The organism is Enterobacter sp. SCRI0065, from assembly GCF_059766475.1.
Map to the genome: position 1 here is coordinate 277,501 of NZ_JCBAJB010000002.1, position 13,451 is coordinate 290,951.

General features: G+C 52.2%; 11 protein-coding genes. 9 read left to right on the forward strand and 2 right to left on the reverse strand.

Going from position 1 to position 13,451, the window contains the following annotated elements; genetic code table 11:
* Positions 1–12: 12 nt before the first annotated feature.
* Positions 13–612 carry a 5'-deoxynucleotidase gene (gene yfbR / locus AC6EMZ_RS07220; RefSeq protein WP_498401783.1) on the reverse strand — a complete coding sequence of 200 codons (600 nt, stop codon included), beginning with the start codon at positions 610–612 and terminating at the stop codon, positions 13–15.
* 102 nt (positions 613–714) lie between these two features.
* The gene (gene alaA, locus AC6EMZ_RS07225; RefSeq protein WP_498401785.1) at positions 715–1,932 is read right to left on the reverse strand and encodes an alanine transaminase AlaA; all 1,218 of its coding nucleotides are present in this window, start codon (positions 1,930–1,932) and stop codon (positions 715–717) included.
* 764 nt (positions 1,933–2,696) lie between these two features.
* On the opposite strand from alaA, the gene lrhA reads away from it, so the two are divergent.
* From lrhA to nuoI, 9 genes are all read left to right on the forward strand, one after another.
* Entirely contained in the window at positions 2,697–3,635 is a 939-nt protein-coding gene (gene lrhA, locus AC6EMZ_RS07230; protein ID WP_498401786.1) for a transcriptional regulator LrhA, read from the forward strand.
* A 631-nt stretch (positions 3,636–4,266) separates the two neighbouring features.
* Positions 4,267–4,707, forward strand: a complete 441-nt coding sequence (nuoA, locus tag AC6EMZ_RS07235; RefSeq protein WP_498401787.1) for an NADH-quinone oxidoreductase subunit NuoA — start codon at positions 4,267–4,269, stop codon at positions 4,705–4,707.
* Between the two features lie 15 nt (positions 4,708–4,722).
* Positions 4,723–5,397, forward strand: coding sequence for an NADH-quinone oxidoreductase subunit NuoB (nuoB, locus tag AC6EMZ_RS07240; protein WP_015959829.1), 675 nt, complete (start codon positions 4,723–4,725; stop codon positions 5,395–5,397).
* 90 nt (positions 5,398–5,487) lie between these two features.
* Positions 5,488–7,290, forward strand: a complete 1,803-nt coding sequence (gene nuoC / locus AC6EMZ_RS07245) for an NADH-quinone oxidoreductase subunit C/D (RefSeq protein ID WP_498401788.1) — start codon at positions 5,488–5,490, stop codon at positions 7,288–7,290.
* Positions 7,291–7,292: 2 nt separating this feature from the next.
* Positions 7,293–7,793 (forward strand): NADH-quinone oxidoreductase subunit NuoE, encoded by a 501-nt coding sequence (gene nuoE / locus AC6EMZ_RS07250; RefSeq protein WP_498401789.1) that lies wholly within the window; start codon positions 7,293–7,295, stop codon positions 7,791–7,793.
* Positions 7,790–9,127, forward strand: a complete 1,338-nt coding sequence (gene nuoF / locus AC6EMZ_RS07255; protein WP_498401790.1) for an NADH-quinone oxidoreductase subunit NuoF — start codon at positions 7,790–7,792, stop codon at positions 9,125–9,127. The genes nuoE and nuoF overlap by 4 nt, the downstream gene beginning before the upstream one ends.
* Before the next feature lie 56 nt (positions 9,128–9,183).
* Entirely contained in the window at positions 9,184–11,910 is a 2,727-nt protein-coding gene (gene nuoG, locus AC6EMZ_RS07260; protein ID WP_498401791.1) for an NADH-quinone oxidoreductase subunit NuoG, read from the forward strand.
* Positions 11,907–12,884 (forward strand): NADH-quinone oxidoreductase subunit NuoH, encoded by a 978-nt coding sequence (gene nuoH / locus AC6EMZ_RS07265; protein ID WP_498401792.1) that lies wholly within the window; start codon positions 11,907–11,909, stop codon positions 12,882–12,884. Before nuoG ends, nuoH begins: the two co-directional genes overlap by 4 nt.
* A 14-nt stretch (positions 12,885–12,898) precedes the next feature.
* Entirely contained in the window at positions 12,899–13,441 is a 543-nt protein-coding gene (nuoI, locus tag AC6EMZ_RS07270) for an NADH-quinone oxidoreductase subunit NuoI (protein WP_498401793.1), read from the forward strand.
* Positions 13,442–13,451: the final 10 nt, after the last annotated feature.

Below are 13,451 nucleotides of genomic sequence, written 5' to 3' on the forward strand. Positions count from 1 at the left end.
CGGGCACCATGCTTATAGCGGTGAATCCTGGCTTATCTCATCGAGCGATAGCTGAAAGCTCGGCACAAAAACCTGCATAAAATAATCCATCTCTTCGCTACGGCGAGACTCTAGCGTTTTTTCCAGACGCGTTTTTGCCAATGAGAACTCATTATTGCCGGCGGAAAGTTCTTCCAGACATTTAAGATACGCGCATAACGCATCAGCCTGTTTGACCAACAGCCTTTCCTCTTCGCTGCACTGATGTTCATCGATCAGCGGTGCAAAAATATCACGAAGTTCTTCCGGCACCATATCGACCAGCTTTTGCTGAGCAATCTTTTCAATCGCTTTGTATTCCTGAGCGATTTGGGTGTTGAAATATTTGACAGGCGTCGGCAAGTCACCGGTTAACACTTCAGAAGCATCGTGGTACATCGCGAGCAGGGCGATTCGCTCGGCGTTCACCTGTCCGTTGAATTTGCGATTTTTAATCGCGGCAAGCGCGTGGGCGACCATCGCCACCTGCAAACTGTGCTCGGAGACGTTCTCGGTGCGAACGTTACGCATTAATGGCCAGCGGTTAATTAGCTTTAAGCGGGAGAGATGGGCAAAGAAATGGCTCTGACTCATAGGTTACCTTTTGTCTTCACTGCGACAGGTTTCATTGTGCGGGGAGGGGAGGCAAGATGCAAATCAGGCCGCCAGCGGCAGCCTGATGGAAGACTAAAACGATTACAGCTGATGATAACCGGAGAGGAAACGTCCAAATCGGCCGATGGCCATTTCCAGCTCATCCTCGCGCGGCAGGGTGACAATACGAACGTGATCCGGCCACGGCCAGTTAAACGCGGTACCCTGCACCAACAACACTTTTTCCTGTAACAGGAAGTCGAGCACCATTTTCTGGTCGTCGTGGATGTTGAAGCGTTTGGCGTCAATTTTTGGGAACATATAGAGCGCGCCGCTCGGCTTCACGCAGGAGACGCCGGGAATCTCATTAATCAGCTCCCATGCGCGATTACGCTGTTCATACAAGCGACCACCAGGGACGATAAATTCGCTGATACTCTGGTATCCGCCAAGTGCGGTTTGAATCGCATGTTGGGCAGGGACGTTGGCGCAAAGACGCATCGAGGCAAGCATTTCCAGGCCTTCAATATAGCCTTTAGCGTGTTTTTTCGGGCCGTTCAGTACCATCCAGCCCTGACGGAAACCTGCGACGCGATACGTTTTAGACAGACCGTTGAACGTCACCGTTAGCAGATCCGGAGCCAAGGCCGCAATTGAGTGATGCTGAGCTGCGTCATAGAGGATCTTGTCGTAAATCTCATCGGCAAAGATGATCAGGTTGTGCTGACGGGCGAGCTCGACGATCTCCATCAACAGCTCTTTGGAATAGACTGCACCCGTTGGGTTGTTCGGGTTAATGATCACGATGCCGCGTGTGCGGGGCGTAATTTTAGCGCGAATGTCGTCCAGATCGGGGAACCAGCCAGCAGACTCGTCACATAAATAGTGTACCGCGTTACCCCCGGAAAGTGACACCGCCGCCGTCCACAGTGGGTAGTCCGGTGCCGGAACCAGCATTTCGTCGCCGCTGTTAAGCAGCGCCTGCATCGCCTGAACGATCAGCTCTGAAACCCCGTTGCCAATGTAAATGTCTTCAACGGTAACCTCACGCATACCGCGTGCTTGATAGTGCTGCATGATCGCTTTACGCGCAGAATAGAGCCCTTTTGAATCGCAGTAGCCTTGAGCGGTAGGCAGGTTGCGAATCACATCAACCAGGATTTCATCCGGCGCATCAAAACCAAATGGCGCAGGGTTACCGATGTTGAGCTTCAGAACTTTATTGCCTTCTTCTTCAAGGCGTTTGGCCTCTTTCAGAACCGGGCCACGGATGTCGTAACAGACGTTGTCTAATTTGCTGGATTTTTCGATAGGGGACATCAATCTTTAACCTTTTAGCTGTTATTGCCACTCCCTGCCGTGGAAGTCAGCATGGAATAATGTACTCCCCCCGCGCTACGTTTTGAAGGGTGTTCAGAAGAAGATTTTGTAGAAATGTCGAAGAGACGATGGGTGAGGGCTGAACAGGGGAATTCGATACTTTCTTTACCTGACCTTTCGTAAAATCTGAATGCTTATAAATATCTTTGGCAATTGCGCTATTCTTTGAAAGGTTACGCGTGTGAAAATTATGTTAAGCGTTATTAATGTATACCCCTAATCTAAATTAATGTTTATTTATTATTAACCCTATAATCTTAACTTTCGTTAATTTTAATAAAATAAGTTTACCGTCTAATCAGACAGGTTTAAGCACATATGGTGTAATAATACTTATAAATAAAGCGGATTTGGGTTAAGATGTTCGTTCTGAAAAACAGTGCGAAGTATACTTTTGTTAGTATCTCCACTACTCTTTTCTGAATTAGTTGATTGTTATTGTTAGATTTATCTCTGTTAAAGTGGATAGGCAACACTTATGCTGCTGTACCCGTGTTGCGTAAAGAAGGATGGCGATTTTAGTAACTCCTTTAAAGGAATTTACCTAAATCTGCAAAACATCTAAATATCCTAAGATTTAAGAGAATAAAATTATTGTCATGAAACGTTGTTTCTGACTTCTGCTATACACCAGCCAATAACTATCTGTCAGGTAGTCTGCCCATTGGGCAGCGCCACACGAGCAACCATGTAAGTGAAAAGATATGATAAATGCAAATCGTCCGATAATGAATCTCGATCTCGATCTGCTTAGAACGTTTGTTGCGGTCGCCGATCTCAATACTTTTGCAGCCGCTGCTGCTGCCGTTTGTCGTACCCAGTCTGCTGTGAGTCAACAAATGCAGCGACTTGAACAACTGGTGGGCAAAGAACTTTTTGCTCGCCACGGGCGTAATAAACTCTTAACTGAGCATGGAATTCAGCTTTTGGGTTACGCCAGAAAAATTCTTCGCTTCAATGATGAAGCATGTATGTCATTAATGTTTAGCAACCTTCAGGGTGTTTTAACATTAGGCGCTTCTGATGAATCAGCTGATACGATATTGCCGTTTTTACTTAATCGAATTAGCTCGGTTTATCCGAAGCTTGCGTTAGATGTCAGCGTTAAACGAAATGCGTTTATGGTCGATATGCTTAAAGACCATGAGGTCGATCTGGTTGTTACCACGCATCGTCCTGGGCAATTTGATTGCCTGACATTACGCAATTCACCGACGCACTGGTATTGCGCGGCGGAATACGTGCTGCAAAAAGGCGAAGCCATCCCGTTGGTATTACTGGATGATCCCAGCCCGTTCCGCGATATGGTCCTGACGGCGCTGAATGAAGCCAATATCCCCTGGCGGTTGGCTTATGTCGCTTCCACGCTGCCTGCGGTACGTGCAGCGGTAAAAGCCGGTCTCGGCGTCACGGCGCGTCCTGTTGAGATGATGAGCCCGGATTTGCGAGTGTTGGGTAAATCTGACGGATTGCCTACGTTGCCAGAAACGGAGTACGTGCTGTGCCACAATCCGGCCAGCAATAATGAATTGGCAAAAATCGTTTTCGAAGCGATGGTGAGCTATCATAATCCGTGGCAATACGAAGCGGTTACTCCGGAAGTGGGGGATGACTCACTGGTGGTTGAAGGTGATTTTGAGTGATCCCGATCCTATAATTCTCGTAACAATTTGTAAGTGTAAAAAAAGAACCACTCGAGCGTATTTTTCGCGGAGTGGTTTTTTTTTACAGAATTTTGACCATGAAATAAGTAATGGTAATAAATATTTATTAATTATCAGTGTGATATATGCAATTGCTTAAATCCTGTCCATCGCCCATTTTTCCGTAGCGCGTAGTGCGTCCATGTTAAAAAACCAGCAAAAATGTTGCCGTTTTTTTGATTGAATTAACAAAAGCGTGTCACAGATCAAGAAAATACTCCTATTTGGGGGGAGGAATCAGCGGCAAATCCTGTCAAAATAGGGGGGTAATATTACTTTTACTTCCTAACGGACACGATTCAACAGCAGGTCATTGACGTAAAGTCCCAAACCAACCAGGGTTTAAGGACATGAAATGTTAATGAGAATCGCTCCATGTGATTTAATGTGAAGAAACCTTTGTTAAAGTTGACAAAAGGTTATAGAAAGGAGTAAAAAACCACATCATTTTGCTGTCTATGTCTCATTTCTGACAGTCGGTGTAAGGTTTTTCATTCCTCCCCATGAATCGATGTGATGTCCATCTGCCAGTAAGAGCAGAGCTGAAGATATCACTTTTGATGAGTAAGCAATGAGTATGTCAACATCCACTGAAGTCGTCGCTCATCACTGGGCATTCGCAATCTTTCTTATTGTTGCCATAGGTCTGTGCTGCCTGATGTTAATCGGCGGCTGGTTCCTGGGCGGTCGCGCCCGCGCAAGGCACAAAAACACCCCATTTGAATCGGGTATCGATTCGGTAGGTACTGCACGCTTACGCCTGTCCGCTAAGTTCTATCTGGTGGCCATGTTCTTCGTCATCTTCGACGTTGAAGCGCTTTACCTTTTCGCATGGTCAACTTCAATTCGCGAGAGCGGTTGGGTCGGCTTTGTCGAAGCCGCAATTTTCATTTTAGTGTTACTGGCCGGTCTGGTTTATCTGGTGCGCATCGGTGCACTGGACTGGACACCTGCGCGTTCACGCCGTGAACAAGCCAATCCGGACAACAGTATCTCTAATCGTCAGCAGTAACAGCGAGGCAATAAGATGGATTATACGCTCACCCGCATAGATCCTAACGGTGAGAATGACCGTTACCCCCTGCAAAAACAGGAGATCGTAACCGACCCCCTGGAGCAAGAAATCAACAAAAGCGTGTATATGGGCAAGCTCGAACATGCCATGCACGATATGGTCAACTGGGGTCGTAAGAACTCAATCTGGCCATACAACTTTGGTCTTTCTTGCTGCTACGTTGAAATGGTGACGTCATTCACTGCGGTGCATGACGTTGCGCGTTTTGGTGCCGAGGTACTGCGCGCTTCACCACGTCAGGCTGACCTGATGGTTGTGGCAGGAACCTGCTTCACCAAAATGGCACCCGTCATTCAGCGTCTTTACGACCAGATGCTCGAGCCGAAATGGGTTATTTCCATGGGAGCATGTGCAAACTCAGGTGGTATGTACGACATTTATTCCGTAGTGCAGGGCGTAGATAAGTTTATCCCAGTGGATGTTTACATCCCAGGCTGTCCGCCTCGTCCAGAAGCTTACATGCAGGCATTAATGCTGCTACAGGATTCGATCGGCAAAGAGCGCCGTCCGCTTTCCTGGGTTGTTGGCGACCAGGGCGTGTACCGCGCCAATATGCAGTCTGAACGCGAGCGTAAACGCGGTGAACGTATTGCAGTCACCAACCTGCGTACGCCTGACGAAATTTAATTTGCGCCTGCGGGCAGTGGAGAAAACCTTCGCATATCACTATACAAATAGCGCGAAGCCATGCCCGACAGTCACCACGGACCATTTGCAATGGTGAACAATATGACCGACTTAACCGCGCAAGACGCCGCATGGCAAACCCGGGATCATCTCGATGACCCGGTCATCGGCGAACTGTGCAACCGTTTTGGGCCGGATGCCTTTACTGTTCAAGCCACCCGCACCGGGGTACCCGTTGTTTGGGTGAAGCGTGAGCAGTTACTGGAAGTGGGTGATTTCTTAAAGAAACTGCCAAAACCTTACGTCATGCTGTTTGACTTACACGGCATGGATGAACGTCTGCGCACTCACCGCCAAGGTCTACCCGCGGCGGATTTTTCCGTTTTCTACCACCTGATCTCAATAGACCGCAATCGGGATATCATGCTCAAGGTGGCATTGTCTGAAAACGACATGCATCTGCCGACGTTCACCAAAATTTTCCCTAACGCTAACTGGTATGAGCGTGAAACCTGGGAAATGTTTGGCATGACCTTCGACGGCCACCCGCACCTGACGCGTCTTCTGATGCCGCCAACGTGGACCGGCCACCCGCTGCGTAAAGACTATCCGGCACGTGCGACCGAATTCGATCCGTTTGAGCTGACCAAAGCCAAGCAGGATCTGGAAATGGAAGCGCTAACCTTCAAACCTGAAGACTGGGGCATGAAGCGTGGCACTGAAAACGAGGACTTCATGTTCCTCAACCTCGGTCCAAACCACCCGTCTTCACACGGTGCATTCCGTATTATTCTTCAGCTTGATGGCGAAGAGATTGTCGATTGCGTACCTGATATCGGCTACCACCACCGTGGTGCTGAGAAAATGGGCGAGCGTCAGTCCTGGCACAGCTACATTCCGTACACCGACCGTATCGAGTATCTCGGCGGCTGCGTGAACGAAATGCCGTACGTGCTGGCCGTGGAAAAACTGGCCGGTATTACGGTTCCGGATCGCGTTAACGTGATTCGCGTGATGCTCTCCGAACTGTTCCGCATCAACAGCCATCTGCTGTATATCTCGACGTTCATTCAGGACGTTGGCGCGATGACTCCGGTCTTCTTCGCCTTCACCGACCGTCAGAAAATCTATGACGTTGTCGAAGCCATTACCGGCTTCCGTATGCACCCGGCCTGGTTCCGTATCGGCGGTGTTGCACACGACCTGCCGCGTGGCTGGGACAAACTACTGCGTGATTTCCTCGACTGGATGCCGAAGCGTCTGGATTCCTACGAGAAAGCCGCACTGCGCAATACCATCCTGATTGCCCGTTCTAAGGGCGTGGCCGCATACGGTGCGAAAGAAGCACTGGACTGGGGTTGTACAGGTGCTGCATTGCGCGCGACAGGTATTGATTTCGACGTGCGTAAATCGCGTCCTTACTCAGGCTATGAAAACTTTGACTTTGAAGTCCCGGTTGGCGGTGGTGTTTCCGACTGCTATACCCGCGTGATGCTCAAAGTTGAAGAGCTGCGCCAGAGCTTGCGCATTCTTGAGCAGTGTCTCAATAACATGCCGGAAGGCCCGTTCAAAGCCGATCACCCGCTGACGACGCCGCCACCGAAAGAGCGCACGCTGCAACATATCGAAACCCTGATCACCCACTTCCTGCAGGTTTCGTGGGGCCCGGTTATGCCGGCGAACGAGTCCTTCCAGATGGTGGAAGCGACCAAGGGTATTAACAGTTACTACCTGACCAGCGATGGCAGCACCATGAGCTACCGTACACGTATCCGTACCCCGAGCTATGCGCACTTGCAGCAGATTCCGGTGGCGGTTCGCGGCAGCCTGGTGTCCGACCTGATCGTCCATCTGGGTAGTATCGATTTTGTTATGTCAGATGTGGACCGCTAATTATGCACGAGAATCAACAACCACAAACCGAGGCTTTTGAGCTGAGTGCGGCAGAACGTGCGGCGATCGAGCACGAGATGCATCACTACGAAGACCCGCGTGCGGCGTCCATTGAAGCGCTGAAAATCGTTCAGAAACAGCGCGGTTGGGTGCCAGATGGCGCAATTTATGCGATCGCTGACGTGCTGGGTATTCCGGCAAGCGACGTGGAAGGTGTGGCTACGTTCTATAGCCAGATTTTCCGCCAGCCGGTTGGCCGTCACGTGATCCGCTACTGCGACAGCGTGGTCTGCCATATTACGGGTTATCAGGGAATTCAGGCCGCGCTCGAGAAAAAACTCGATATTAAGCCAGGACAAACGACGTTCGACGGTCGTTTTACCCTGCTGCCGACCTGCTGCCTGGGTAACTGCGACAAGGGGCCGAGCATGATGATTGATGAGGACACTCACAGCCATCTGACTCCGGAAGCGATTCCTGACCTGCTGGAGCAGTACAAATGAAAACGGTAATTCGTACTGCTGAGACACATCCGCTGACCTGGCGTCTGCGCGATGACAAACAGCCGGTATGGCTTGAAGAATACGAAAGTAAAGACGGTTATGCCGGAGCGCGTAAAGCGCTTGCTGGTATGGCTCCGGATGAAATCGTCAATGCCGTTAAAGACAGTGGCCTGAAAGGGCGCGGCGGCGCAGGCTTTTCCACCGGTTTGAAGTGGAGCCTGATGCCGAAAGACGAATCCATGAACATCCGTTACCTGCTGTGTAACGCCGATGAAATGGAGCCGGGCACCTATAAAGACCGTCTACTGATGGAACAACTGCCGCACCTGCTGGTGGAAGGCATGCTGATTTCTGCGTTTGCGCTGAAAGCCTATCGTGGCTACATCTTCCTGCGCGGAGAGTACATCGAAGCGGCAGAGAATTTGCGTCGCGCGATTGCAGAAGCCACCGAAGCCGGCCTGCTGGGCAAAAATATTCTTGGCACTGGTTTTGACTTTGAGCTGTTCGTGCATACCGGCGCAGGGCGTTATATCTGTGGTGAAGAAACCGCGCTGATTAACTCCCTCGAAGGTCGTCGCGCCAACCCACGTTCTAAGCCGCCGTTCCCGGCAAGCTCTGGCGTGTGGGGGAAACCGACCTGCGTCAATAACGTCGAAACCCTGTGCAACGTTCCGGCTATCCTCGCCAACGGCGTGGAGTGGTATCAGAACATTTCTACCAGTAAAGATGCTGGCACCAAGCTGATGGGCTTCTCCGGTCGCGTGAAGAATCCAGGTCTGTGGGAGCTTCCGTTCGGGACTACCGCGCGTGAAATTCTCGAAGACTACGCTGGCGGCATGCGTGATGGCCTGAAGTTCAAAGCCTGGCAGCCGGGCGGTGCAGGAACCGATTTCCTGACCGAAGCCCACCTTGACCTGCCTATGGAATTCGAAAGCATTGGTAAAGCAGGTAGCCGTTTAGGTACTGCGCTGGCAATGGCGGTCGATCATGAGATTGGCATGGTATCGCTGGTGCGTAACCTGGAAGAGTTCTTCGCCCGTGAATCCTGCGGATGGTGTACGCCATGCCGCGATGGATTGCCGTGGAGCGTCAAGATCCTACGTGCTATCGAGCGTGGTGAAGGCCAGCCTGGCGATATCGAGACACTTGAGCAACTGTGTCGATTCCTGGGGCCGGGTAAAACCTTCTGTGCCCACGCACCGGGTGCCGTTGAGCCACTGCAAAGCGCGATTAAATATTTCCGCGACGAATTCGAAGCAGGCATCAAGCAGCAGTTCAGCAATACCCATGCGATAAACGGTATTCAGCCGAACCTGCTTAAAGCGCGCTGGTAGCGATATTGAATTTTGATTAACGCTCAGTTTCGACTGAGCCAACTGGAAGCATGCTAATGGCTACGATTCATGTAGACGGCAAAGAATACGAAGTCAACGGTGCGGACAACCTGCTACAGGCCTGTCTGTCCCTTGGCCTTGATATTCCGTATTTTTGCTGGCATCCGGCGCTGGGGAGCGTCGGTGCTTGCCGCCAGTGTGCGGTGAAGCAATATCAAAACGCGGAAGACACGCGTGGTCGCCTGGTGATGTCCTGTATGACGCCAGCCACCGAAGGTACCTTTATTTCTATCGACGACGCAGAAGCGAAACAGTTCCGTGAAAGCGTGGTGGAGTGGTTAATGACCAACCACCCGCACGACTGTCCGGTCTGCGAAGAGGGCGGTAACTGCCACCTTCAGGATATGACCGTGATGACGGGTCATAGCTTCCGTCGCTATCGCTTTACCAAACGTACCCACCGTAATCAGGATCTGGGGCCGTTCATCTCTCACGAAATGAACCGCTGCATCGCCTGCTACCGTTGCGTACGTTATTACAAAGATTACGCAGACGGTCAGGATCTGGGCGTGTATGGCGCGCATGACAATGTCTACTTTGGTCGTCCTGAAGACGGCACGCTGGAAAGCGAGTTCTCAGGTAACCTGGTAGAAATCTGTCCGACCGGCGTCTTCACCGATAAAACGCACTCTGAGCGTTACAACCGTAAGTGGGACATGCAGTTTGCGCCAAGCATCTGTCAACAATGTTCTCTTGGCTGTAATACCAGCCCGGGTGAGCGCTACGGCGAGCTGCGTCGTATCGAAAACCGCTACAACGGTACGGTTAACCACTACTTCCTGTGTGACCGCGGTCGTTTCGGCTATGGCTATGTGAACCTAAAAGACCGTCCGCGTCAGCCAGTTCAGCGTCGTGGCGATGACCTGATCACCCTGAACGCTGAACAAGCAATGCAGGGCGCGGCAGATATTCTGCGTCAATCGAAGAAAGTGATCGGTATCGGTTCCCCGCGCGCCAGCGTTGAAAGTAACTTCGCGCTGCGTGAGCTGGTAGGGGCTGATAACTTCTATACCGGTATCGCTAACGGCGAGCAGGAACGTCTGCAACTGGTACTGAAAGTGCTGCGTGAAGGCGGTATTCGTACCCCGGCGCTGCGCGAAATCGAATCTTACGACGCGGTACTGGTGCTGGGCGAAGATCTGACCCAAACCGGCGCACGCGTTGCACTGGCGGTTCGCCAGGCAGTGAAAGGTAAAGCACGTGAAATGGCAGCAGCCCAGAAAGTGGCTGACTGGCAGATTGCGGCGATCCTGAACATCGGACAGCGTGCCAAGCATCCACTGTTTGTCACCAACGTCGACAACACCCGTCTGGACGATATCGCCGCGTGGACCTATCGCGCACCGGTAGAAGATCAGGCGCGCCTTGGTTTTGCCATTGCGCACGCGCTGGATAACAACGCGCCAGCTGTTGAAGGTTTGGATCGTGACCTGCAGAACAAGATCGACGTGATCGTGCAGGCGCTGGCCGGTGCGAGAAAACCGCTGATTATTTCCGGAACTAATGCCGGAAGCCCGGACGTCATTCAGGCCGCGGCTAACGTCGCTAAAGCGCTGAAAGGCCGTGGAGCTGACGTTGGCGTCACCATGATTGCCCGCGCGGTGAACAGCGTTGGTTTGGGTATGATTGGCGGCGGTTCTCTTGAAGAAGCGCTCAGCGAACTCGAAACGGGTGCCGCTGACGGCGTTATTGTGCTGGAGAACGACCTGCATCGTCATGCTTCTGCTGCACGAGTTGATGCTGCGCTGTCTAAAGCGCCGCTGGTGATGGTTATTGACCATCAGCGTACGGCGATTATGGACAAAGCCCACCTGGTGCTCTCTGCGGCAAGCTTCGCCGAAAGCGACGGTACGGTTATTAATAACGAAGGTCGCGCACAGCGTTTCTTCCAGGTCTATGACCCGTCCTACTACGACAGCAACATTGTGATGCTGGAAAGCTGGCGCTGGCTGCACTCCCTGCACAGCACGGTGGAAAGCCGTGAGGTCGACTGGACTCAACTCGATGATGTTATCGACGCGGCCGTGGCAAAACTGCCTCAGCTGGCAGGCATCAAAGATGCGGCTCCGGATGCAAGCTTCCGCATTCGCGGTCAGAAACTGGCGCGTGAACCACACCGCTACAGTGGTCGTACCGCGATGCGTGCCAACATCAGCGTACACGAACCGCGTCAGCCGCAGGATAAAGACACCATGTTCGCCTTCTCGATGGAAGGGAACAACCAGCCGTCTGCTCCGCGCTCTCAGATCCCGTTCGCATGGGCACCAGGCTGGAACTCCCCGCAGGCATGGAACAAATTCCAGGCCGAAGTGGGCGGTTCTCTGCGTCACGGCGATCCGGGCGTACGTCTGATTGAAGCAAGCGAAAACGGTCTGGATTACTTCACGACGGTTCCGGCAAGCTTTGAGGCTCAGGAAGGCAACTGGCGTATCGCGCCTTACTACCATCTGTTCGGTAGCGACGAGATGTCCCAGCGTTCTCCTGTGTTCCAGACGCGCATGCCACTGCCGTATATCAAGCTTAACCCGGCTGACGCCGCGAAGCTTGGCGTGAACGCGGGCAGCCATATCTCCTTTAGCTACGAAGGCCAGACGATCAGCTTACCGCTGATTATCTCCGAAGGTCTGACGGCAGGGCAGGTCGGTTTGCCGATGGGTATGCCGGGCATCGCCCCGGTGCTGGCAGGCGCGCGTCTTGATAATCTGCAGGAGGCACAAGCATGAGTTGGTTAACGCCGGATCTCATCGACATTCTGTTAAGCATTCTCAAGGCCGTGGTCATTCTGCTGGTGGTCGTCACCTGCGGTGCGTTCATGAGCTTTGGTGAACGCCGTCTGCTCGGTCTGTTCCAGAACCGTTACGGACCAAACCGCGTGGGCTGGGGTGGTTCACTCCAGCTGGTTGCGGACATGATCAAGATGTTCTTTAAAGAAGACTGGATCCCGAAATTCTCGGATCGCGTCATCTTTACCCTGGCACCAATGATCGCCTTCACCTCGCTGCTGCTGGCCTTCGCTATCGTTCCGGTGAGCCCGACCTGGGTTGTGGCTGACCTGAACATCGGGATTTTGTTCTTCCTGATGATGGCGGGTCTTGCGGTGTACGCGGTGCTGTTCGCTGGCTGGTCCAGTAACAACAAATACTCGCTGCTGGGTGCAATGCGTGCTTCTGCGCAGACGCTGAGCTACGAAGTGTTCCTGGGACTTTCCCTGATGGGCGTGGTGGCGCAGGCCGGTTCATTTAACATGACCGACATCGTCAACAACCAGGCTGATATCTGGAACGTCATCCCGCAGTTCTTTGGTTTTGTCACCTTTGCCATCGCAGGCGTGGCGGTGTGTCACCGTCACCCATTTGACCAGCCAGAAGCCGAGCAGGAACTTGCAGACGGTTACCACATTGAATATTCCGGTATGAAATTCGGTCTGTTCTTTGTGGGCGAGTACATCGGTATCGTCACCATTTCCGCGTTGATGGTAACGCTGTTCTTTGGTGGCTGGCATGGCCCGTTCTTACCGCCGTTCATCTGGTTCGCGCTGAAAACCGCGTTCTTTATGATGATGTTCATTTTGATTCGCGCTTCATTACCGCGTCCGCGTTATGACCAGGTAATGTCCTTCGGCTGGAAAGTGTGCCTGCCGCTGACGTTAATCAACTTGTTGGGAACGGCGGCTGTCATTCTCTGGCAGGCGCAATAAGGGGCTAAAAGACCATGACCTTAAAAGAATTACTTGTAGGCGCCGGCACCCAGCTTCGCAGTATCTGGATGATTGGGCTGCACGCGTTTGCTAAACGCGAAACCCAGATGTATCCGGAAGAGCCGGTATATCTGCCGCCGCGCTATCGTGGCCGTATCGTGCTGTCGCGTGATCCGGACGGCGAAGAGCGCTGCGTTGCCTGTAACCTGTGTGCGGTAGCGTGTCCGGTAGGCTGTATCTCTTTGCAGAAAGCAGAGACGAAAGACGGCCGCTGGTACCCGGAGTTTTTCCGCATCAACTTCTCACGCTGCATTTTCTGCGGTCTGTGTGAAGAAGCGTGCCCAACCACGGCGATTCAGCTTACCCCCGATTTCGAAATGGGTGAGTACAAGCGCCAGGACCTGGTGTACGAGAAAGAGGATCTGCTGATTTCCGGTCCGGGCAAATACCCGGAATATAACTTCTACCGGATGGCGGGTATGGCAATCGACGGCAAAGATAAGGGCGAAGCAGAGAACGAAGCCAAGCCTATCGACGTCAAGAGCCTGTTACCGTAAGGAGAAGGGC